We start from the raw sequence: 25,600 nt of genomic DNA, 5'->3' as shown, positions 1-25,600 counted from the left end.
GAAACTCTCACCTTTAAATCATTCGAGAGCCTGGCGCACGCAAAAAAAATCACCTCAGGTGAGGTGATTTTTTACGGCGACGGAGAAAGCCTAGAACGTACCCCGCACAGTCAGCATGTAGTTGCGCGGCTCACCGTAGTAATTGCCGTACTCGGAAGTTTTCAGGGTCTCGAAGTACTTGCGGTCAAACAGGTTGTTGCCATTGAGGGCGACGGTCCAGTTCTCATCGACTTTGTATTCGACCATGGCGTCCCATACGGCGTAGCCGCCTTGAGCAAAGTCAAAAGGCGTCTCACGGGAAACGTCATAGTAGTTACCTGTAGGATTCTTTCCATCAATCCGATAAGCAGTACCGCTGGCATAACTGGCGCTCTGCACATTGACACCACCGCCGACCTTCCAGTCGGAAAGGCGATCAGGCAGGGTATAAACGGTCCACAATTTGGCCAAATGCTTAGGAGTAACCGTGGTGAGGAAAGTATCTTTAGTGCCATTCTCGATAAGGTTCAGGGTATATCCCCCCATCACCATCCAACCAGGTGCTATCTCGCCGTTCGCCTCAAGCTCGACACCCTTACTGATAATCTCGCCTTCAGCCAAGTAACAGCAACTGCCGCCATATAGAACGGCCTGTCGTGGATACCTCGGGTCCTCAATCGCTTCTTTTTCACGCTTGGTGTAGAACACCGCGGCTGAAACGTTCAGCGTCCCGCCGTAGAGCTCACCTTTAATACCTGTCTCGTATGTCTTGCCAACCATCGGCTCCAGTACTGTGCCGGAAGCCACTGGGCCTTGCAGTTGATGAGCCTGGGGCTTGAAGATTTCCGAATAGCTGGCGTACACCGACCATTCATCATCGAGGGCATATACCAAACCACCGAAGGGCACCAGTTTAGTGGGTTCACGATGATTACTCTGGGACTCAAGGCCCCATGCGCCCGTATCAGCATTTACGGCCATGTAGGTCTGTTCGAACTTATAGCGCTGCACCCTGGCCCCGATTATCAGCTTAAGCGGATCCGTCAGCTGTAAACGCAAGGTCGAGTACAGACCATATTGCCTACGGGTATTGGGGCTGTAATCACGCTCAAGCTTGTTGCCAATGCTGTCGGAAGGTAGAGGCGTGAGGTCTGGATTGTAGACATCAATAGGATAGAAGCCCTGCATAGCTTTCGTTGAGCGCCAGCGACTGGTCACCTTCTGCACATCAGCACCGATTAGCAGTTCATGCTCACGATTGAACGCCGTAAATTTCCCGGACACGTTGCCATCGAACAGCGTCTGCTCACTCCAGCTTTTAATGTAACTCCCTCCCCAGGTCGCACCTTCAAGCGTTACCGGATCAGGTGAGCCCCACAGGAACGCACCTTTGGTCTCGGATTTATCAAAGGTACTGGTCAAGGACACATTGAGCTTCCAGTCGTCAGCCAGTTCCTGGTCGTACTTGGCGAAGATTTCTTGGGAACTGTTATCGCTATAGGCCCAGTTCGGCGAGTACCAAGTGCTGCGGCTGAGCTTCAAGTCCTGCCCGGTGCTGAAGCGCGGCAGCCCGTCGCCAGTACCATTTTCATGAATCTTCTCGTAGCGCCCCCCAACGGTAACCCGGACCGTATCCGATACATCGGCCTCCAACACCCCGTAGATGAAAGGCTTCTCGGTACTACGGTGATCCATGAAGTACTGCCGGTCGGTATTGGCGACCACAACACGTCCGCGAAGCTTGCCATCAAAGGCCATTGGCCCCGTCACGTCGACTTCAGTACGGTAGTTGTCCCACGAACCTGCCGACGTATTGAACTTGAGCTGGAAGTAATCCAGCGGGCGCTTACGCACGGCGTTGATGATGCCGCCCGGATCGCCGGTGCCGCCAAACAGGCCAGATGCCCCCTTCAAAATTTCGATATGGTCGAACTCAGCCATGTCATACGTTTTGTTGGCGTAGAAGGTACCGATACCAGAACCGATATCCATCGGCGAGGCACCATCAATCTGAATGTTATCAATACGAAAACCACGAGAGATGAACTGCGGTAGACGATAATTGGCGTTTTTGACGGTGATGCCCGGCGTGCGTCGCATCGCATCGGACAGATCGACAATGCGCCGGTCTTCCAGAAGCTGCTGGGTGATGACAGACACCGACTGCGGCGTGTCCTTCAAACTCGTAGGCGTTTTGGAACCGGCGCTGACAAGGCCGCTGGTATAAGACCCCGAATTCTCCGTCATCTCCCCCATCCCCTGCCCCTGAATGGTGGTAGCCCCCAACTCCAACGCCCCACCCTGTACCGGTGCCTTCTCAATCAAAATCACATCATCACTCAATAGGGCAACCAAGCCGCTGTTCAGCAACAACCGATCAAGTCCCTGCTGCACCGGGTAGCTCCCCTTCAACCCGTCCGACTGCTGACCAGCCACCAATTCGCTGACAACCATCAACCGCAACCCGGACTGCTCGGCAAAGCGCGTCAATACCTGGTCAAGTTGACCGGCCTCGATAGCGTAGGTCCGGCTGTCGCTCTTCTGCTGCTGCGCCGCCTGTGCCGGCAGGCTCATACCCACGGCACTGGCCGTGGCAAGTGCCAGGCTCAAGGCGGTGTGCCTGATCAGATGCTGCATAACGCTCCCCTTGCTGAAATCAGCCAAATAAAAATCAATCTCAACAGGAAAGACGTCAGTCCTCTGAAACCCGACAGCGGCGGCAAGTGTATTTTTTGCAAGCTGAGTTACTGTCGCGGCGAGTCGTCGCGCTCGATCACGGTCAGCCACGGCAGCAAGCGCACTCGCAGCGGCAAGGTGCGTTGCAGCAGTTTCAATTGGGCGTCGGTGTCGTCGGTGGCGATGATGCCGGTCACGGGCAGGTCGCGCAGGCCGCTGTCACGGACCCAGATTACGCCGCGATGGTAGCGGCCAAGTTGCTCCAGCACATCACCCAGGGGCTGGCGGTTGAACACCAGTTTGTCGCGGCGCCAGGCCGTGGCGGTGCCGACGTCGACTGGCTGGGTGCGCGAGAGACCTTCCGGGCCGTATTGCACGGCCTGACCGGCCTCGACATCGGTGGTCTGTGGATCGTCGTCCAATGTCACGCGCACCGTGTGTTCGGTGACGACCATCCGCACCTGCTCGCCTTCGCGCCGCACGTCGAAGCCGGTGCCCAGCGCTCGCAGGCTGCCACGGCCGGCGCGTACTTCGAATGGGCGCTGGGCATCGGGGGCGACCTGGACAAAGAGCTCCCCGGTATAGAGATGCAGCACACGACGATTACCGTGCATTGCGATATCCACACGCGTGCGTGGCGCCAGTTCCAGGTGTGAGCCGTCGGCCAGTGTCACACGGCGGTGCTCACCCAGGCCGGTCACCTGGTCCGCCATCCAGCCTTGTTGCTCCGCCTGCCAGGACAAACCGCCTGCCAGGCTCAACGCCACGACAAGTCCCAGTTGCAGCAAGCGGCGTGACGACGCGGGCGGACGCTCCAGTGCGCTGCCCAGGCTCTCCCACAACCGCTCCGCCGCCTGGGCGGCGCGTTGGTGCTCCGCGGAGGTTTCGCACCACTGCAGGTAGGCGTCCCAAGACGGTGCCTCGGCACTGCCCGAATGCAGGTCGACCAGCCACTGCAACGCTTGCTCGGTCAGCAACGGCGAAGGTTTACTCGGGGCAGGGTCGCGTGTCACTCGGTCATCCCGAGGCGACGGGCACAGTGCAGCACGGCACTCATGATGTATTTGCTGACCATGCTGGGGGAAACCCCAAGCTGCTGGGCGATGGCGGCATGGCCCAATCCATCGAGGCGATTGAGTAACAAGGCCTGGCGGCTGTTCTCGGACAATTCACTCAACGCCTGATGCAACAGTTGCAACTGCTGGCGCATTTCCACCAGTGCCGCAGGCCCCGGGCACGGATCCAGCAGTTCGTGCTGCACATCCTCCAGCGAGTCCATCGGCCCGCGCCGCGTACGGCTGCGCCCAAGGTCAATGATCAGGTTGCGCAACACGCGAATCAGGAAAAACCGTGGGTTGATGATCGTATGGGTGCGCTGCTGTCGATCCAGGCCAACGTAACGCACGAATGCGTCCTGAGCGAGATCGGCAGCCATCTCCCTGTCGCCCAGGCGACGGTAGGCAATCTGCTGCAGTTCGCGATGATAGAGGCGAAACAACCGGTCCAGATTATCCAACGCACACTCCATGAGCATCCGTGTGCAGGGCACACATAGGGGGCGCTAGACTACAATTTATGAGAATCGTTCGCAACAGCATAAAACTTGCGAGCGCTGACTGACTGGCAGCGCCCGCAACCGTTTTAGCTCTGCACCGCCGCCTGTTGGCGCGCCTTCTCCAGCAGCGCGGCCTTCTCCTCTGGACTCATTGCGTCCAGCCGCAAACGTGCCTGGGCCAGTTTCTCCAACTGGCCTGGGCTATCTTCCTGGGCGCGCAAGGCCTGGGCCAGTGCGCCGGGACTTGGGTGATCGAACACGATGCCGGGGTGGACTTCGCAGTGCAGCAGTTTGCGAATCCCGGCGACCAGCTTGATCACCAGCAGCGAATGGCCACCGGCGGCGAAGAAGTCGCGGTCGCGGCTCAAGCGTTCGCGCCCCAGCAACTGGGCCATGCGACTGGCCAGCAAGGTTTCAAGGGCGTCCAGGGGCTCGATGAAGGTGTCGTCTTCTTCGACCAACTCCAGATTCTGCAAGGCCTGGCGGTCGACTTTGCCGTTGCCCAGGCGCGGCATGTGCTGCACCACCTGGTACTGGTGCGGCACCATCACCGCCGGCAAGCGCTCAGCCATTTGCTGCTTGAGGGTTTGCAGCCAATCCGCAGGCGCGTCCTGGCTCGGCAGTACAAAGGCGACCGGCTCATCGTGCGCCAGCAGCACCACGGCTTCGCTCACGCCTGGCACGCGCAGCAGTTGTTGTTCGATTTCTGCCAGTTCGATACGGAACCCGCGCACCTTAACCTGATGGTCACGCCGGCCATACAGCGCGATACCGCCTTGTGGCAGGTAGCGGGCCAGGTCGCCGCTGCGGTACAACCGTTCGCCAGGGTTAAACGGACTGTTGATAAACGCTGCATCGGTCTGCGCCGGGTCGTTCAGGTAGCCACGGCACAATTGCTGGCCGCCGATATACAGCTCACCCAGTTCGCCGCAGGCCACCAGTTGCAGGCCCTCGTTGAGGACGAACAACTGGTTGTTGGGCAATACCCGAGTCAGGGGAATGGCCAGGTGTTGCAAGTCGTCCGGGCTGATTGTATGCACGGCGACGCCAACGGTGGTTTCGGTGGGCCCGTAGTGATTGAACAGACGGCAATCGGCGCGCAGGTTGAAGATGCGCGCAACCGTCCCCTGGCCGATGGCTTCGCCGCCGAGGATCAGGGTGGCCGGCACCTTCGGCTGCGGTGCTTCGAGCAAGGCGGCAAGATGGGACGGCACGATTTTCAGGCAATCAATGCCCTGGGTGTCGATGAAGGCTGCGAAGGCTTCGGGATCCTGCATCGTCGCCTCGTCAACGATATGCAAGGTGGCGCCGTTGTACAGCGCACCAAACAGGCTGGTGTTACCCAGGTCCGCCGCGACAGTGGAGCCTTGGGCGAAGTGCCGGCAAGCAGCCAGCTCCAGCTCACTGCTGACGCCCGCGACGTAATTGAGCAATTGCCGATGCTCGACCACCACGCCCTTGGGCACCCCGGTGGTGCCGGAGGTAAACAGTACATAAGCGGCGTCCTGGCCTTGCAGGGTTGCACTAGGTCCTTGCGCCAGCGGTTGCTGCATCTTTTGATCGAGGTCCAGTACTGCGCAACCGACTCCATCCAAAGCCATACCCTGGGTGACCAGTAGTTGCGCGCCGGCCTGTTCCACCAGTTGGGCCTGGCGCGCCACTGGCCAGTTCGGGTCCAGCGGCAGATAGGCAGCGCCTGTGCGCCAGGTCGCAAGAATAGTCAGCACCTGGGCCACGCCACGCGGCAAGGCCAGGGCGACAATGCTGCCCGGGGCTACACCCTTTTGACGCAGACGGCTGGATAATTGACGCACGCCGGCATCCAACTCGGCGTAGGTCAGCGACTGCTGCCCCGCGACCAATGCCAACGCGTCCGGGGTGATTTCGGCCCAATTGAGAATATGCTCAGGCAACAGCACCCGCTCTTCCAGCACTTGCGGCGCGGGATTGAACGCCAGCAGGCGTTGGCGTTCCGCCTCACCCAACAGGCTCAGGGTTGCGATGGCCGCGTCCGGCTGCTCCAGCAGACTGCCCAATAGCACTTGATACTGCGCCAGCAGCGTCTGCATCGCGGCCTGGCTATAAACGGCAGCGGCATAGTCCAGCGACAGGCCGGAGACAGCGCCGCCCTCCTCCATATCGACATTCAGCGCCAGTTCAAACAGCGGCCGAAGATCAGCACTGTAGGCGCCGCTCCAGGTGCATGTCCCCACTGTGCGCGCTGCCGGTTGCTGGCGCACACCAAAGCCATGGGTCAGCGGCAGGCCGGCGTCGAGCGGCGCATATTCTTGCCAGGTGCCATGGGTCTCCAGCACACCGGTCAGCTCAGCCAACACACGCGTGAACGATGCTGTCGGCGCCAGGTTCAGGTTCAACGGCAGGGTTCTTTCCAGCAGGCCCACGGTGGGTGCGAAGAACTCATAGTCCTGGCGCGCGTCATGCCGCAGGCCCGCGACAAAACCTTCGCGCCCACTGACGCGCGCCAGCAGCACCCACCAGGCTGCTTGCAATAGCGTGGTCACCGGCGTGTTGTGCTGGGCTGCCAGTTGGCTCAGGCGCTCCAGCACACGTGGGTCGAGGGCGGCAGTCAGTGTCTGCCCACCGGCCTTGCCCGGCGCAGTGTCCGCGTAGCGCACCGGCAACTCCGGTGCCAGCACCCCAGTGCTCGGCAGGCAGGCTTGCCAATAGGCCTTGGCAGTATCGGCATCTTCGTCGAGCACTACTTCGGCATGCCACTCCAGGTACTGGGCAAACTGCCCCAGCTCCTCATCCACGGCGCAACTGCCCTGCTCATACGCCGTACACAGGTCTTGATAAAGAATCCCCAGGCTCGCCTGATCCCCCACAAAACCCGCCAAGCCCAGGGTCAATTGCCAGTGTTGCGCGTCGATACGCTGCAACAGGCCCTCGAAAAACACCCCGGACGCCAGGCTCACCGGGCGTTGGCACCACTGCACCAAGACCTGCGCGGTGTCGCTGGACTCATCCACCGCCAATGCCACATTCGCCGCACCGGCCTCAAAGAACTGCCGCAGGCCACGATAACCGGGCGCCGTCGCCAATCGGGCGAGCAGCGCGGTGTGACGCTGGCTCAAACCGTTAAAAGCCGCTTGCAGGCGTGAAACGTCGAGCACGCCCTTGATCTGGATATGCAAAAGGTGCGCGATATCACCCCAGCTCGCACCGTCCTGTGCGTCCAGCACCCGCTGTTGTTGTTCCGGGAGCAGCGCCAGGCCTGCATCGTTAAGCGTACTCATGCCTCAGTCCCTTCAGTTTGCATACGTGTATAGGGCGTTACCGTTTCCAGGTCGCGCCGCTCGATCATTTCACCCATGGCCACGACGATTTTGCGTGGGCCTTCAAAGGGGTCGCGGGCGTGGGCGGCAAGCATGTTGTCCAGCAGGATCACATCGCCCTTGCGCCAATCAAAACGCACCGCACAGGCCTCGTAGAGTTCGCCCAGGAGTTGCATCACCGCGTCTTCAATCGGGCTGCCATCGCCGTAGTACACGTGGCGCGGCATCCGCTCGGGACCGAACAGGCCCAGCAGGTCGTCGCGCACGTCAGGGTCCAGGCAATAGATGTGGTGCAGTTGCACCTGGTTGAAGAAGGTTTTCTCGCCCGTGGTCGGGTGGGTGATGATCGCCGGGCACGGGGTGCGGATTTGCAGTTCGTCGTTGTCCAGCCAGGTCCATTGAATGCCAGCCAGCGCGCAGCGCTGCTCGACCTGGGCGCGGTCTTCGGTCTTGAAAAAATGCTGCCAGGACACGTCGAGCTTATCGGCGAAGGTGCGCACATACAGCAGGCCCTTGCTTTCGAATGTATCGCGCAACGCTTGCGGCAAACGCAGGTACATCTGCCGGCAATCGACCACCGGCGTGGCACCGCCCACGGGCGACGGTTGCTCGCAGAAGAACAGTTGCTTGCGCGGCCAGCGATCCTGATGCGAGCTCTCGTTGTGGAACAGGATCATTTTCTTTTCCGGGTACGGCGTAGAGCGGTAGGTGTTCTTGCCGCCCTCTTTCTTCGGCAAGTCGCCGTACTGGCCGTACAGGCCCGGCTGGACCGCTTCGGCAAAGGCCTCGAAGTCGTGGATATCACGCATGGCAAAGCCTCGGAACAGGATCCCCGCATGCCGCGCCAACTTCTCCTCGACCAAGGCGCGATTGGCCTGGACCCACGTCACCAGGTCGAGCCCCGGATCATTGGGCTCCATCAGCAACGGGAACACCTGGTCGGCGTTCAACAGCGATTCACGCATCGCCGGCAGCGGGACCTTGGCCACCGGGCTCGACGGTTTCTTGAGGAACTTGCCCAGTTTGTCGGCTTTCGGGCTGGCAGGTGCGGCAGGAGCAACAGCGGTATTCGACGGCATGATGATGTCCCCTAATCGGATGTCTGGATCCATGACAATCTGTTGAAGAATTCCCATCCAGGCGCTCACAAGCTCGGTAATGCGCTCTTGTTTGAATAAGTCATTGGCGTACTGCCAGGTGCCTTGCCACTGCCCGGCTTCTTCGTCGATGAACAACGCCATGTCGAACTTGGAATAGCCGCCCAGGCTGGGCACCACCTCCACGGCAATGTCCGCCAGGCCAGCGCTGTGCACCGGCAGGTTGTTCATCACAAACAGCACTTGCACCAAGGGGTTGAAGCCCCGGTGCCGGGGCACGTTGCTGGCTTCGGCGATCATGTCCAGGGGCAGGTCCTGATGCTCGAATGCCGTGAGGGAGGTTTCCCGCGCAGCAGCGAGGAAATCACTGAACCGGGCCTTTGCGTCGAAGCGCGAACGCAGGGGCAGGATATTCACGAAGAAACCAATCAAGCCTTCCAGCTCGGCATGCTGGCGCCCCGCGACATCAGCGCCCACCAGCAAGTCGTCGCTGGTGCCCAGGCGATGCAGCAACACCTGGAATGCCGCCAGCAAGGTGGTGTAAGGCGTAACGCCGTGGCGGCCGGACAAGCCTTTGAGTGCCTCGCCCAATGCCGGCGGCACGCTGAACGACTCGCTGGAGCCTTCAAAAGACGGTACTGGCGGCCGTGGAAAATCAGTGGGTAACAGGAGTTGGCCGGGATGACCGGCCAGGGCGTCCTTCCAGTAGCGGGCCTGTTGCTGCAAGACCCCGGCCTGCTCCAGCGCCAGTTGCCATTGGGCATAGTCGCTGTATTGCACCGGCAGCGGCGGCAAGTCGATGCCACGGCCGTGCTTGAGCGCGGCGTAGTGTTGCACCAGTTCACCCACCAGCACCGCCATCGACCAACCATCGGAAATGATGTGGTGCATCGAATACAGCAGCACATGCTCATGGGCACCCAGGCGCAGGATCTGCCCACGCAACAGCGGCGCTTGTGCCAGGTTGATCGGGTGTCGGGTGTTGTCCAGCGTGGCCTGGGCGACCTGGGCTTCCTGTTCGATACGGTCCAGGTGCGACAGGTCGACCAGGGCGAAGTCCAGTGCCACCTCTGGCGAAATCACCGCCAATGGATCGCCGTCATCGTCTGCTACATAGGCGGTGCGCAGCACTTCATGACGCTGCACCACGCACTTGAGGCTTTCGATCAGCAACGGCACCGAGACTTCGCCACGCAAGCGCAACGCCAGCGGCATGCCGTACGCGCCGTTGCCGGCCGAGAACTGTTCGGCCACCCACAAGCGGCGCTGGGCCAGGGACAAGGGCGCAGTGCTGCGCGGGCCATGGGCGCGCAAGGCGATCTGCGCCGGTTGCGCGGCCGAGCGGCCCGCCAACACGGCGGCAAAGTCTTCCAACACCGGAGCATTGAACAGGTCCCGCAAGCCAGGGTCGCTGGCCAGGGTTTGCTTGAGCCGCGCAATCACCTGGGTGGCCAGCAGCGAGTGCCCGCCCAGTTCGAAGAAGTTGTCGCTCACCCCCACCTGCGCCAGACCCAGCACCTGTTGCCAGACCTCGGCAATCTGCTGCTCCAAGACATTGCGCGGCGCGATGTAGTGCTGCTGCAAGGCACTGGCATCCGGCGCCGGCAACGCCTTGCGATCGAGCTTGCCGTTGGGAGTCAGCGGCAGGCTGTCGAGGAAGACCCAATGGCTGGGCACCATGTACTCCGGCAGGTCGCCCTTGAGCTGACGCTTGCACGCCTCACGCAGCGCCTGTTCATCGCTGACCGCTTGCACGGCAACCACGTACGCCACCAACTGCGAATGACCGGCGACATCGCGAGCGACCACGGCGGCTTCACGCACCTGCGGCTGTTCCAGCAAGCGCGCTTCGATTTCCCCCAGTTCGATCCGCAATCCACGGATTTTTACCTGGTGATCCACCCGACCGATGTACTCGATCACCCCGTCCGCGCGGTAGCGCGCCAGGTCGCCGGTGCGGTACAGGCGCGTACCGGGCGCACCAAATGGGTCAGGCAGGAAGCGTTCGGCGGTGAGTGCCGGGCGCTGGAAATAACCCCGCGCCAGGCCATCGCCGCCAATCAACAATTCACCCGCCACCCCGACCGGCACCGGCGCCAGGTTATCGTCGAGGATATACAGGCTGGTATTGGCAATCGGCCCGCCCAGCCACGGCTGCGGCTGGGTTGGCGTGAGCGGGTACTGCGCCGACCAGATGGTGGTCTCGGTCGGCCCGTAGAGGTTCCACACCTGGGGCGAAAGCGCCAAAAGGCGGGTCGCCAGTTCCAGGGGCAGCGCCTCACCGCCGCACAGCAGTTTGCAGCCCTTGAGCTCATCGGCCTGCGGGTGATCGAGCAGCATGCGCCAGGTCGAGGGCGTGGCCTGCAACACGCTGATGCGCTGCTGTTTGACCAGGGCAAGCAAGGCTTGCGGGTCGAGGTTGATGCCCTGTCCGGTCAGCACCAGGGTTGCGCCAGCCAACAGTGGCCCATAGATTTCCAGGCCGAAAATATCGAACGAAAAGGTGGTCAGCGACAGCAGCCGGTCATTGGCATCCAGGCCCGGCTGGCGGGCCATGCTGCACACAAAGTTGGTCAGGGCGCCATGGCGCACCATCACGCCTTTGGGCTTGCCGGTGGAGCCGGAGGTGTAGATCACGTAGGCCAGGTGTTCGGCCGTGGTGCGCGGCAGCGGGTTTTCGCAGCTGTAGCCATCGAGCCACGCATCCGGTTGGTCCAGGGCCAGGGCACTGACCCCGGCCGGGATCGGCAAGCGCGCCAGCAACGGTGCCTGGGTCAGCAGCAGGGCCAGGCCGCTGTCTTGCATCATGTAGGCCAGGCGTTCCTCGGGGTACGCCGGGTCCAGTGGCACATAGGCGCCACCGGCCTTGAGAATCGCCAGCAGCCCGACCACCAGGTCAACGCTGCGTTGCACCGCAATTCCCACCAGTACATCAGGGCCGACACCGGCCGCGATCAGGCGATGGGCCAGGCGGTTGGCCTGCTGGTTGAGTCGGGCAAAGGTCAATGACTGGGTGTCGAAGACCAATGCTACGGCATCCGGGGTGCGGGCGGCCTGGGCTTCGATCAGGTGGTGGATGGCGCTGTCGCGAGGGTAGTCGGCAGTGCTGGCGTTCCAGGTTTGCAACGCCAGGCGCTGTTCAGTGGCGTTGAGCATCGGCAGTTGACCGATGCGCTGCCGTGGATCATCGACCATGCCCTGCAACAATCTCTGCCAATGCCGCGCCATGCGTTCGACGGTCGAGGCGTCAAAGATATCGGTGGCATAGGTGAGGACCGCCGACAGGCCATCAGGGCCGTCGAAGGTATTGAGGGTCAGGTCAAACGGCGCACTGAGGTTCTCCGAGTCGACTGGCGTGCACAGCAATCCGCCCAGGGGTTGGCCATCGGCAAACCGGCCAGTTTCCATCTGATGGTTGAACATCACCTGGAACAGCGGCGTGTGCAGGCTGTTGCGCTCGGGCTGCAGCGCCTCCACCAACTGCTCGAACGGCAGGTCTTGCCAGGTCTGGGCCTCGTGGGCCGCCGCCTTGACCGTCTGCACAAAGTCCGCAAAGGGCTGCTGGCTGTCGAGCGTGGCCTGCATCACCTGGGTATTGACGAAAAAGCCGATGACCCGCTCGGTCTCGGCCCGGTTGCGGTTGGCGGTGGGTACGCCGACGCGAATGTCAGACTGGCCGCTGTAGCGGTGCAGCAGCACCTGGAACGACGCCAGCAACAACATGAACGGGCTCACCCCTTGCTGCTGCGCCAGGCCCTTGAGGCCGTCGCTCAAGGCACGATCCAACGCCAGCGGCAGCGTCGCCCCACGCTGGTCCGGTGGCCCCAGGCGTGGGCGATCCACCGGTAGTTCAAGCAAGACGTGCTCGCTGCCCAATTTACCGCGCCAGTAATCCAGTTGCCGGCGCCCTTCCCCGGCCTCCAGCCATTGCCGTTGCCAGGCGGCATAGTCAGCGTATTGAATGATCGGTGCCGGCAACGCGCAAGGCGTGCCCGTGACCTGGGCAATGTACAGCGCCAGCAGCTCATCGATCATGATCTGCATCGACCAGCCATCGGTGATGATGTGGTGCAACGTCAGTACCAACACGTGCTCATCGTCCGCCAGACGCAACACTGCGGCGCGCAGCAGCAGATCGTGTTCCAGATCGAACGGCTGGCTGCTCTGCACCTGGACAAACGCCTTGATTACGGACTCGGGATCGCCTGCCGGGGCAGCCTGCACCGCAAGCTCCACGGCTTCGATGGGCCGCATGATGCATCGCACCTGCTCGCCTTGCTGCACAAATCCGGCGCGCAGCCCTTCATGGCGCGCCAGCACCTGCGACAGGCTGCGTTGCAGCGCCTCGACATCCAGCTCCCCCTTCAAATGCAGCGCCGTACAGATGTTGTAGGCACTGCCCGTTGGGTCGAACTGCCAGAGAAACCATTGCCGCTGCTGGGCATACGACAGTTGCTGGGGCCCGGCTTCGCTAGCCGGCACAATCGGGAAACGCGCGACGTTGACGCCCTGCTGCTCCAGCTTGCGGAACAGTTGCGCACGCTTGGGTGCGCTCAAGTCCTTGATGCGCGCCACCAGTTCTGCGGTTTTGGCCCCGCCTTGCTTAAGCATTGGTTTCCTCCAGGTTTTCCTGCTCCAGCTCATCAAGGGCATCGAAGATCAGGTCAAAGTCATCATCCAGGCCATCGTCCCGGGTCGCATCGACCAGCGATTGGGCCAAGGCCCCGAGGCTGTCCTGCGCGTAAAAGTCCTTCACGGCCACGTCTACCCCAAGCACTGCCCGCACACGGGACAGCATCACCACCACTTGCAGGGAGTGCCCGCCCAGGTCGAAGAAGTTGTCGCCAAGCCCCACGCGCTCGACCTTGAGCACCTCTTGCCAGATCCCGGCCAGTTGCTGCTCAAGTTCCGAAACCGGCGCCACATAGGCTTTTTGCGTCTGGCTGACATCCGGTGCCGGCAAGGCCTTGCGGTCCAGTTTGCCGTTGGGGGTCAAGGGCATCTGCGCGACGAATACCAGGTGCGCAGGGATCATGTAGTCGGCCAGATGCTGCTTGAGCCCGGCCTTGATCGACTCGCGCAACGCCGTATGTTGCTCGGTGCTGTCCGTCGATTCGGCGAGCACTACGTAACCCACCAGTTGCGGGCCGCTGGGTCCATCGAGGGCCACCACGGCCGCTTCGCGCACAGCATCCTGGGCCTGGATGCGCGCTTCGATTTCCCCCAGTTCGATCCGGTAGCCGCGAATTTTCACCTGGTGGTCCAAGCGCCCGAGGTATTCGATCACCCCTTCGGCGCGATAGCGCGCCAGGTCGCCGGTGCGGTACAAGCGCTGGCCGGGCGCACCGAACGGGTCGGGCAGGAAACGTTCGGCAGTCAGGCCTGGGCGCTGGAAGTAGCCGCGCGCCAGGCCATCACCGCCGATCAACAGCTCGCCGGGCACGCCGACCGGGGCCAAGGCACCGTTCTGGCTGACGATGTACAGGCCGGTGTTGTCGATCGGCCGCCCCAGCCATGGCTGGCCGTCGAGACGATGGGCGGCTGACCAAATGGTGGTTTCGGTTGGCCCATAGAGGTTCCATACCGCTCCACCGAGGGCGAGCATGCGTGCCGCCAGTTCATCGGCCAGGGCTTCGCCACCGCAGAGCAAGGTGCAGCCCTGCAACGCCGCCACCTGCGGGCTGTCGAGCAACATGCGCCAGGTCGAGGGCGTGGCTTGCAGGGTGTTGACACGCTGGGTAGCCACGGTGGCGAGGATCGCGTCCGGGTCGAGGGTGGTGTCTTTGTCCACCAACACCGCACAGGCGCCAACGGTCAGCGGCAGGTAAATCTCCAGGCCGAAGATATCGAACGAGAAGGTGGTCAGAGACAGGATCCGCTCTCCCACCGCAAGCCCCGGCTGGCGGGCCATGCTCGCAATGAAGTTGCCCAGGGCGCCATGGGGCACCATTACCCCTTTGGGCTTGCCGGTTGAACCGGAGGTGTAGATTGCATAGGCGAGGTTGCCCGGTCCGGCCGATGGCTGCGGGTTGTGGCTCGGATAGCCCGCGAACCAGCCCGCCTCACCGTCCAGCACCAGCGCCTCAACACCGCCTGGAATTGGCAGCGCCCCCAGCAGCGGCGCCTGGGTAATCAGCAACCTCAGGCCGCTGTCTTGCATCATGTACGCCAGGCGATCAGCCGGGTATGCCGGGTCCAGCGGCACATAGGCGCCACCGGCCTTGAGGATCGCCAGCAGGCTGATGATCATCGGCAAGCCGCGCTCCACCGCGATCCCCACCAGACGATCCGGCCCGACACCTTCGGCCAGCAACCGATGCGCCAGTTGGTTGGCCTGTTCGTTGAGCTCGCGATAGGTCAGCGACTGCTGGCCGAACACCAGGGCGACGGCATCGGGAGCGCGCTCAGCCTGGGCCTCGAACAGTTGGTGGATGCATTGCCCGCGCGGGTAATCGACCGCCGCCGGGTTCCATTGCGCGACCATCTGTTGTTGCCGCGCAGCGCCTTGCATCGACAAATCACCCAGCGCCAGCTCGGGCTGATCGAGCATACCCAGCAGCAGGTGGCTGAAATGCCCGCTGAGCTCGCTGATGGTGTCGGCGCTAAAGTGCCCATGGCTATAGCGGTAATGCACACTCAGGGTCTGCCCCAGACTGACCGACAGGCTCAACGGATAATGGGTCTGCTCATGACTCTGCACTTCGCCGAACACCAAGCCTTGCGGCGCGCCGCGCTTGAGGGTTTCGGCCACCGGGTAGTTTTCAAATACCAGCAGGCTGTCGAACAGTGCGTCACCGCTCTGCCCGGCCCAACGCTGGATATCGAACAACGGCGTGTGCTCATGCTCGCGCAAGGCCAGGTTTTGCCCCTGCACGACCTGTAACCATTGGCTGACGGTTTGCTCGGCGCGCGGGCTGGCAACCACCGGCAAGGTATTGATGAACAGCCCAACCTGCTGCTCGATACCCGGCAAGTCAGCCGGGCGACCGGCGACCGTGGCACCAAACGCCACGCAGTCCTGCCCAGTGTAGCGCTGCAACAGCAACAGCCACGCGGCCTGCACCAAGGTGTTGGAGGTGACTTTTTGCTGGCGGGCAAACTCGCTCAGGCGGCGGGTTTGCTCCCCATCCAACATCAAGTGATGGTCGCCGTGACCGGCGGCGGCCTGCCCCTGGCCACTGACCGTCTGTGCCAGCAGGGTCGGCTCCTCCAGTGCCGTCAGGTTGGCGCTCCAGAATTGTTCACTGGCCTGTTGATCCTGGCGTTGCAGCCAGGCGATGTAATCGCGATAGCGCCCAACGGACGGCCCCGGCGCCTGGCCGTCATAACGCTGCAGCACCTCACCCAGGAGTTGGGAATTGCTCCAGCCGTCCATCAGGATGTGATGGTTGGTGTAAAGCAGTTCGCAACGACGGTCATCCAGGCGCACCAGTACCAGGCGTAATAGCCCAGGCCGGTTCAAGTCAAAACCCTGGGCCAGTTCGGCAGCAGCCAGCGCTTGCAGCGCAACTGATTGATCGTCGCGCGCGCGCCAGTCGAGCACGGTAAAGGGCACATCAAGCTGCTTGTGCACCACCTGCATCGGCTGCGGCAAACCGCCCTGCCAGGCAAAGGCCGTGCGCAGAATGGCGTGCCCATCGACCACCGCCTGCCACGCTGCGCGAAAGCGTTCTGGGTCCAGGCCGTCCACCGATACTTGCATCTGATTGACGTAATCGCCGCCGCTTTGCTCCAGCAAGCTGTGGAACAACATGCCTTGCTGCATGGCCGAGAGCGGGTAGATGTCTTCGATGGCTTCAGGCGCGCCGGCAAGCACATCCACGTGGGCCTGTGTCAACGCCGCCAGCGGGAAGTCCGACGGTGTCACGCCGTGATGACCGGTTGTGGTGCAGTGCTCAATCACAGCCTTGAGCTCTACAGCCAGGGCGTCGGCCAGTAGCTGGATGGTCGCTGCGTCGAACATCTGCTGGCTGAACGTCCAGCCCAGGCACAATTGGCCTTCAAATACCTGGCCGTTGAGGGTCAACCAGTTACCCAGTGGTGCGTCCGGATGCTGCTCAACCCCGGCATGCTCGCCACTGGGCAAAAACAACGCCGTTTGCTCGCCTTCAACGGTGCTGTCGAATTGGCCCAGATAGTTGAAGGTGATACGCGGCGCCGGCAGTGCCGCCAGGGTTTGCTGCACGGCAGCGTCACCCAGGTAACGCAAGACGCCAAAGCCTGCGCCCCGGTTGGGAATGGCGCGCAGTTGTTCCTTGACCTGCTTGATTGAATCTCCCAGCGCCTCGGCAGGCGCCAGACGCACCGGGAACAGGCTGGTGAACCAACCCACGGTGCGGGTCAGGTCCTGGTTGTCGAACAGCTCTTCACGGCCATGGCCTTCGAGCTGGATCAGCACCTCGCTGCGTCCCGTCCAGCGCGTGATGACTCGCGCCAGCGCGGTCAGCAGCAGATCGTTGACCTGGGTGCGGTAGGCCGCTGGCGCATCCTGCAACAGGCGCCGGGTCAGCTCGGCATTCAGGCGTGTATCAAGCGTGACGCCGTCGCGACTGCGCAAGCTGGCATCCGGCTTGGCGCCCGGCAGATGGTTGTCGGTTGCGCCCAGTGATTGCCAAAACGAAATCTCGGCTTGCAGCGCGGGACTGCGGGCAAGACCTTGCAGTTGCTCGGCCCAGGTTTTGAACGCGGTGGTCTTGGCCGGTAAGCCCAGGGCGGGCTGACGGTAAGCGTCCTGCAGATCTTGCAAGAGGATGCGCCATGACACGCCGTCGACTACCAGGTGGTGAATCGCCACCAGTAAGCGCTGGCTGCCATCGGCACGCTCAAACAACACCGCGCGCAGCAGCGGGCCTTGTTGCAGGTCCAGGCTGGCCTGGGCCTGATCGGCCACCGCCTGGAGCTGGGCTTCATCGTTGACCCGATGCTGCCACAGCAGCTCAGGGTTCGACGCCTCGCCATGGCTGGCGACCCACTGCTCGCCGTCGCGGTAGAAATTCAGGCGCAAGGCATCGTGATGGGCGACCAGCGCCTGCAAGGCCTGGGCGAGTCGTGCGCCGTCCAGGGGTTGCTGGGGCGCAAGCAGCACGGATTGGTTCCAGTGATGGCGCTGGGGAACATCCTCCTCGAAGAACGCCTGCTGCACCGCCAGCAACGGCATGACGCCGGCCACCGGCCCTTGGTCGATGGTCGGCACGCCTTCACCGCTGCGCGTTACGCTGGCCAAACCTTGAATCGTTTGCTGCTCGAACAACGCTTTGGCAGTGAAATGCAGCCCCGCCTGACGGGCGCGGCTGACCACCTGCATCGACAGGATCGAATCGCCTCCCAGCTCGAAGAAGTTGTCGTTCAAACCCACGCGCGGCAGGTTCAACACTGTTTGCCAGATATCGGCCAGTTGCTGTTGCAGTGCCGTGACCGGTGCCACGTAGTCCTGTTGCAACAGGCTGGCGTCCGGTGCCGGCAGGGCCTTGCGGTCGAGTTTGCCGTTGGAGGTCAGTGGCAAGTGGTCGAGCACCATCCAATAGGTCGGCACCATGTAGTCCGGCATGCTCGCCTTGAGACTGGCCTTGAGGCGCTCGCACAACGAGCGCTCGGCCTGCGCCGGCACGATATAGGCCACCAGTTGCTGGGTACTTGCGCCTTGATGGGCCAGGACCACCGCGTCACGCACACCGGATTGTTGCAACAGGCGCGATTCGATTTCGCCCAGTTCGATGCGAAAACCACGGATCTTCACCTGATGGTCGATCCGCCCGCAGTAATGCACCATGCCCGCCGCGTCGCGGCGCGCAAGATCGCCAGTGCGATACACGCGGCTGCCGGCCACGGCGGCTAAAGGATCGGGAATAAAACGCTCGGCGGTCAGTGCCGGACGCTGGTGATAACCCTGGGCCAAACCTTCACAGGCGGCGAGACACAACTCACCCACCACGTCATCGGGCACCGGGTTGGCGTCGCGGTCGAGCACATACAGCGCTCGCCCCGGTAAGGCACGACCAATCGGTACGCCATTGGCTTCATCGACATCCTCGAGCTGGCACAAGTGGGTGCTGGACACTACCGTGGCTTCGGTCGGGCCGTAGGTATTGAGCAAGCGCACGCCGCCAAGGCCTGCGGCGTGCCAGAGCTTGAGCCCCTCCACCGACATCGCCTCACCCCCCACGTGCACCTGGCGCAGTCGCCCGCGACTGCGCTGCGGGTCCGCCGCCCAGTCCTGGGCCAGCAGGAACCAATAGGCTGCCGGCAAATCGGCCAAGGTCACGCCGTGTTCGATGATCTGCTCGTACAAGGTCGCCGTGTCCCAGGTTTCATCGCCGCGCAGCACCAGGCAGGCGCCTTCGCACAGCGGCGGGAAGCACTGTTCGACAAAACCGTCGAAGCTGAATGTTGCAAATTGCAGTACCCGATCCTGGGACGTGAGTTGTGAGTATTCGGCGGCTATCGTGCAGAATTCGCGCAGCGCGCCATGGGCGATGGACACGCCCTTGGGCTGCCCGGTGGAACCGGAGGTGTAGATCACATAGGCCAGATGCTCGGCCTGCGCCAGGTTGGCCAGGTTGGTGCGTGGGTAGTCGCGCTCCGAACCGTCGAGCAGCAGGCACGGCACGCGTGCATCGGCCAGGACGTCGTCGAGTACGCCGGGTTGGCGCAGCAGCAGGTCCATTGCGCTGTCATCAATCATGTAGGCCAGGCGCTGGGCTGGGTAATCGGGGTCCAGTGGCACGTAGGCGGCGCCTGCCTTGAGGATCGCCAACAGGCTGGCAATCATCGCCCCACCGCGACGCACCGCCAGCCCGACGCGCTGGCCGGGCATTACGCCCTGCTCACGCAAGCGATGGGCCAGGCAGTTGGCGCGCTGGTTGAGCTCGGCATAGGTCCAGCGCTCGTCACCGCTGATCAAGGCCAGGGCATCCGGGGTCGCTGCCGCGCGGCGTTCGATACGCTGGTGCGCCAGCAGCGGGTCGAGTGCCGGCTGTACTGCGGTTTGCTCCAGGGTTGGCTCGCGCAGGCTCAGGTTGCCCAGTGCTTGCTGGTTATCCTCAACAAACTGCGCAAGCAGTTGCAGCAGGCTTGTGCCGATAACGCGTATCTGCTGCGGGCTGAAATCGGCCCGGGCGTAGCTGAAGTCCAGGCTCAGGGTTTCACCCAACTCGATGCCCAGGGTCAGCGGATAGCTGGTCTGTTCATGGTTGTGCAGCCCGCTGAAGCTCAAGCCGGCCGGCGCACCGGCTTGCAGCGCCTGGGACACCGGATAGTTTTCAAACACCAGTAAGGTGTCGAACAGCGCACTACCAGGCTGCCCGGCCCAGCGTTGAATGTCGTACAACGGTGTGTGCTCATGCTCACGCAGGAGCACACTGTGCGCCTGCACGTGCTGCAGCCAGTTGGCGACGCTATGGGTGGCATCCGGGCTGCAAATGATCGGCAAGGTATTGATAAACAACCCGACCTGCTGCTCGATCCCGGCTAAATGAGCCGGACGCCCGGCCACTGTGGCGCCAAAGGCCACGCTCGACTGGCCGCAATAACGTTGCAGCAAAGCCGCCCATGCCGCTTGCAACAGGGTATTGAAGGTGACCTTGTTGTGCCGGGCAAACTCACCCAGGCGCGCGGTGGTGGTTGCGTCCAGCAGTACGTGGTGACTGGCATGGCCACTGCCCTCGCGCGGCGCCGGCAAGGCGTTGCCAAGCAAGGTCGGCGCGGGCAGCGCTTGCAGTTGCACGCGCCAGAATTGCTCGCTGGCGTCGGCGTCCTGCGCCAGCAGCCAGCCCACATAGTCGGCATAACGCCCGGTGGCCGGTGGCGGCACTTGTCCGGCGTACCGCTGCAAGACCTCCCCCAGCAGTTGGGCATTGCTCCAGCCATCCATCAGGATGTGGTGGCTGGTGTAGATCAGCTCATAACGCCGGGCCGCCAGCGGTACTAGCACCAGGCGCAACAACGGCGCCTGATGCAGGTCGAAGCCTTGTTCGCGCTGTTCAAGGGCCAAACGATCGAGGTCGTCAGGAGCGCTCTCCAGCACTGTCAGCGGCAATTGCACCGAGCGCTGGATCGCTTGCATCGCCTGCGCCTGGCCTTCCCAGATACATCGTGCGCGCAGCACTTCATGGCGCTCCAGCACCGCCTCCCAGCACTGGGCAAACCGCGCCACGTCCAGGCCTTCAATGGTCAGGCGCAGTTGATTGATATAGGCGCCGGGCTCGGCATCGTAGGCGCTGTGGAACAGCATGCCCTGCTGCATCGGCGACAGCGGATAGAGGTCCTCGATCTGCGCCAATGGCAGGCCCAGGCCTTCCAGTTGTGCCTGGTCGAGGCTGACCAGCGGGAAGTCCGAAGGCGTCGCGCCGCCCTGTTGTGGATCGAGGCAGTGTTCAATCAGTTCGTGCAAGGTGCGCGCGCAGCTGTCCACCAGGGCCTGGATGGTGTCCCGACGAAAGACTTCGCCACTGAAGCTCCAGTCCAGTTCCAGTTCACCGGCGTAGACCCGCCCTTCCACACTCAGCCAGTTGGCCAAGGGTGCGCCCAGGCTCTGGGCCTGGCCGCCGCCTTCGCTGGCCGGTACGAACAACGCATCCTCACCAAATTGCTGGTCGAACTGCCCCAGGTAATTGAAGGTAATCCTTGGCTGGGCCAGGACCGCCAGTTCATTGGCCGCCGCGCCGTAGCGCAACACACCATAGCCAATGCCCTTGTTGGGTACCTGGCGCAACTGTTCCTTGATCGCCTTGAGGGTGGCACCCAGCTCGACGCTTGGCGTCAGGCGCAACGGGTAGAGGCTGGTGAACCAGCCCACGGTGCGAGTCAGGTCGATGTCATCGAAAAGCTCTTCACGACCGTGGCCTTCCAGCTGGATCAGCACCGAAGGGTGTCCGGTCCATTGACAAATCGTGCGCGCCAGGGCCGCCAGCAACAGGTCGTTGACCTGAGTACGGTACGCCGCTGGCGCCTGTTGCAGCAGTTGACGGGTTTGCTCGCGGTCCAGGCGCCAGCGGATATGTTCAGCCACTGCCTGGGTTTGCCGGCCCTGCGGGTTATCCCGGGGCAAGTCGTTTGCCACGCCCTGCAATTGTTCGCGCCAGTACGCCAACTCAGCCAGCAGCGCCGGGCTGCGGCTGTAGTCGTCCAAGCGTACTGCCCACTGCTGGTAGGCGCTGGTCTTGTGCGCCGTGGTCAGCGGTTGGCCGGCCACGCCTTGGCCGTAGCCGCGATGCAAGTCTTCCAGCAACACACGCCAGGACACCCCATCCACCACGAGGTGATGCAGCACCAGCAACAGGCGCTGGCTGCCGTCGGCCATGTCCACGAGCAAGGCCCGCATCAACGGGCCGTGCTCCAGGTCGAGGCTGGCCTGGGCGAGATCACAGTGCTCACGCAATTCCTCGACGCTGGCGGCCTGGCGCTGCCACAACTCCACAGTTGCCGACGGGGCATGAGTCTGTTCCCAGCCCTCCCCGCGCTCGACAAAGCGCAGGCGCAAGGCATCGTGTTGCGCCACCAGCGCCTGCAACGCGCCAGCCAGTGCCGTGACGTCTACCGGCTGACGCGGAGTCAGCAGCAGCGACTGGTTCCAGTGCTGGCGTGTGGGAATATCCTCGGCAAAGAACCATTGCTGCACCGGGGTCAACAGCACCGGCCCCTGGACCGGGCCTTGCTCGATGGCCAGCGCCGACACTTCACGCGCGGCAGCGGCCAGGCTGCGTAGGGTCTGGTGGCGGAACAGGTCGCTGGGCGCCAGTTGCAAACCGGCCTGGCGGGCACGGCTGACCACCTGGATCGACACGATGGAGTCGCCGCCCAGTTCGAAAAAGTTGTCATCCAGGCCAATCTGCGACAGCCCAAGAATGTCTTGCCAGATCCCGGCAAGCAGCAGTTGCCGTGGATCCTGCGGCGCACTGAACGCCTGCACCTTGGCCTCACCGGCCCGCGGCAGCGCCTTGCGGTCCAACTTGCCATTGGGGGTCGAGGGAAACTGTGCCAAGGCCATGGTCACCGTTGGCAGCATGTATTCAGGCAAAGTTTCGGCCAGGTACGCATGCAACGTTTGCGTGAATACCTCGTGATCCTGGGGCATTGCTGTCGGCACCACGTAAGCCACCAGCAAGCGTCCATCCTGGGCGATCACCAGTGCTTCCTTGATTTGCGGGTGACTGAGCAGGCGCGCTTCGACCTCCCCCAGCTCAATCCGCAGACCACGGATCTTCACTTGATGGTCGATCCGCCCGACGTACTCGATCACGCCATCGGCGCGATAGCGGGTCAGGTCGCCAGTGCGGTACAGCCGTTCGCCAGTACTGGAGAACGGGTTGGGTACGTATTTTTCGGCAGTCATCGCGGCCCGGCCCAGATAGCCCCGGGTGAGCCCGGCGCCGGCCAGGTGCAGCTCGGCAGCGACCCCGGTAGGCACCGGTTGCAGGTCGGCATCGAGGATATAACCCTGGGTGTTGCTCAACGGCCGGCCAATGGACGGCTGGCCCAAGGCTTCGCGAGGGGTCCAGGTGGAATAGGTGGTGTCTTCGGACGGGCCGTACAGATCAAAGACCTGCTTGATCGACGGTTGCTGATAGAGGCGGTCCACGAGGGATTGCTTGAGCGGCTCGCCGGCCAGGTTGATGATGCGCACACTCTCGGGGATCTGCCCGGCACGCTGCAAGGCATTGATGGCCGAGGGTACGGTGTTGATCAGGCGCACCTGGTCACGGGCCGGCAGCTCGGGCAGTTCCAGGGCATTGCGGGCAAGGATCAGCGAGCCGCCGTTGGCCAGGGTGACGAAAATCTCCCACACCGAGAGGTCGAAACACACCGAAGTGGAAGCCAGCACACCCTGGATATCTTCGCGACTGTAGACCTGCTGCGACCAGTGGATCAGTGCCAGTACGTTGCCATGGGCAATGGCTACGCCCTTGGGCTTGCCGGTGGAGCCGGAGGTGTAGATCACGTAGGCCAGGTTGTCGGGGGCAACCTGGGTGACCGGTGCGCTCAACGGGTAGCCAGCCAGTTGATCCATCTGCAACACCTGGGCCTGGGTCTGAGGCAAGTCGGCGAGCAGCTCGGCCTCGGTCAGCAGCACCTGAGCGCGACTGTCTTGCAGCATGTAGGCGACGCGGTCAGCCGGGTAATCCGGGTCCAGCGGCACATAGGCGCCGCCGGCCTTGAGCACGCCAAGCAAGGCAACGATCAAGGCGTCGGTGCGCTGCATGGCCACGCCAACGCGCACTTCGGGGCCAACGCCCAGCTCGATCAGCTTGTGCGCCAGTTGATTGGCCTGGCCGTCCAATTGGCGATAACTCAGAGTCTTGCTGCCAAAGGTCAGGGCCAGAGCGTCGGGCTGGCGCTCCACCTGCTCGGCGATCAGTCGATGGATGCTGCGCGCTTGCGGGTACTCAGAGGCGGTGGCGTTCCAGCCATGAATTTGCTGCTGATAGTCGCTGGCGTCGAGCATCGGCAACTCAGCCACGCGCTGCTGTACGTTGTCGATCATGCCGCCGAGCAAGTGGCTCCAGTGGCGGGCCATACGCTCGATGGTGGCGGGCGTGAACAGGTCGGTGGCGAAGGTCAATGCAGCGCGCAGGGTGCCGCCCTTTTCCCAGGTGTCGAGGCTGAGGTCGAACTGAGTGGTGCGGCTCTGCCACTCGACCAGGCTCAGGGAGAGTCCGGATTCCAGCACCAGCGCTTCTAGGTCTGCCACTTGTGGCTGGTGGTTGTAGAGCACCTGGAACAGTGGCGTGTGGCTCAGGCTGCGCTCCGGCTTGAGCGCCTCGACCAGGCGCTCGAACGGCAGGTCCTGGTGGGCCTGGGCGCCATTGACCACATCCTTGAGCCCCTGCAACAGGTCGCTGACCCGCGCCTGCCCATCAACGTGGGCAGCCATGACTTGAGTGTTGACGAACAGCCCGATCAGGCCCTCGGTCTCACCGCGATGCCGGTTGGCAATCGGCACGCCTACCCGCAGGTCAGTCTGGCCGGTGTAGCGAAACAGCAGGATCTTGAACGCTGCCAGCAGCACGGTGAACAACGATACGTTCTGCTGGCGAGCCAACAACCGCGCACCGTCGGCCAAGGCTGCCGGCAAGGCGAACTCATAGCGCTGGCCCTGATGGCTGGCCACGGCTGGGCGTGCAAAGTCCGTTGGCAACTCCAGCACCGGGTGTTCATCGCCCAACTGTTCGCGCCAGTAATCCAGCTGCCGCGCCTGCTCCCCCGCTTCCAGCCAGCGGCGCTGCCACAAGGCGTAGTCGCTGTACTGGATCGGCAGGTCTGGCAGTTGTGGCGACTGGTTGCGTTCAAAGGCGTCATAGCATCGGATGAACTCGTCGATCAGCACGTTCATCGACCAGCCGTCCGAGACGATGTGATGCAGGGTCAGCAGCAACACATGCTCTTGCTCGGCGAGTTTGAGCAATTGCACGCGCAGCAAGGGGCCATTGGCCAGGTCGAAGGGTTGCAGCGATTGCGCGGTGGCGGCAGCCATCACCGCCTGTTCGCGCTCAGCCGGCGGCAAGTTGCCAAGATCCAGTGGTTCAATCGCTAACGCAGGCTGGCAGGGCACTTGCACCAGGCGCTCATCGGCCTGGCGCTGGAACACTGTGCGCAGGGTTTCATGCCGCGCGATCAGGCTGGCAAACGCCTGCTCGATGGCCGGCAGGCTCAAGGTGCCCTTTAGACGCACCGCTCCCGGCAGGTTATAGGCTGCGCTGGCAGGATCCAGTTGCCAGAGAAACCACATACGCTGCTGGGCGTAGGACAACGCCTGGCGATCCTCGGCCTCGACCTGGGCCGGAATCGGAAAACGCGAGAAGTCGATCCCTTCCTTTTGCAGCGCCTGGAGGAACAACTGGCGTTTTTCCAGGGGCAACCCGATAAACCGGCGAGCAAGTTTCAAGGAGTCTTCAGCGTTCATTTCTTGGGATCCGGAGCAATAGGCAGGAAGCACAAAGGCACGTCGTCCCTATAAAACGAATCCAGGCGGGAAAAATTAGCGCAGGCGATTGCAGTCATCG

6 protein-coding genes are annotated in these 25,600 nt (G+C 62.7%); all 6 read right to left on the bottom strand.

Going from position 1 to position 25,600, the window contains the following annotated elements; genetic code table 11:
* Positions 1-90: 90 nt before the first annotated feature.
* A complete protein-coding gene (locus PSH80_RS09940; protein WP_220172899.1) occupies positions 91-2,616 on the bottom strand; it encodes a TonB-dependent siderophore receptor in 2,526 nt (841 codons plus the stop codon).
* A gap of 107 nt (positions 2,617-2,723) precedes the next feature.
* Positions 2,724-3,668, bottom strand: a complete 945-nt coding sequence (locus PSH80_RS09935) for a FecR family protein (RefSeq protein WP_198831449.1) — start codon at positions 3,666-3,668, stop codon at positions 2,724-2,726.
* On the bottom strand, positions 3,665-4,171 hold the full coding sequence (locus PSH80_RS09930) for an RNA polymerase sigma factor (protein ID WP_225923851.1): 507 nt from the start codon (positions 4,169-4,171) through the stop codon (positions 3,665-3,667). Before PSH80_RS09930 ends, PSH80_RS09935 begins: the two co-directional genes overlap by 4 nt.
* A gap of 125 nt (positions 4,172-4,296) precedes the next feature.
* Entirely contained in the window at positions 4,297-7,467 is a 3,171-nt protein-coding gene (locus PSH80_RS09925) for an amino acid adenylation domain-containing protein (RefSeq protein WP_305420038.1), read from the bottom strand.
* Positions 7,464-13,214 carry a non-ribosomal peptide synthetase gene (locus PSH80_RS09920; protein WP_305420036.1) on the bottom strand — a complete coding sequence of 1,917 codons (5,751 nt, stop codon included), beginning with the start codon at positions 13,212-13,214 and terminating at the stop codon, positions 7,464-7,466. The genes PSH80_RS09925 and PSH80_RS09920 overlap by 4 nt, the downstream gene beginning before the upstream one ends.
* On the bottom strand, positions 13,207-25,500 hold the full coding sequence (locus PSH80_RS09915; RefSeq protein ID WP_305420035.1) for a non-ribosomal peptide synthase/polyketide synthase: 12,294 nt from the start codon (positions 25,498-25,500) through the stop codon (positions 13,207-13,209). Before PSH80_RS09915 ends, PSH80_RS09920 begins: the two co-directional genes overlap by 8 nt.
* Between the last annotated feature and the right edge of the window lie 100 nt (positions 25,501-25,600).

This window comes from Pseudomonas sp. FP818 (assembly GCF_030687335.1).
GTDB classification, from domain to species: Bacteria; Pseudomonadota; Gammaproteobacteria; order Pseudomonadales; family Pseudomonadaceae; genus Aquipseudomonas; species Aquipseudomonas shahriarae.
The sequence above is the reverse complement of the archived record's forward strand: the minus strand, read 5'-3'. Positions and strand labels throughout refer to the sequence as shown.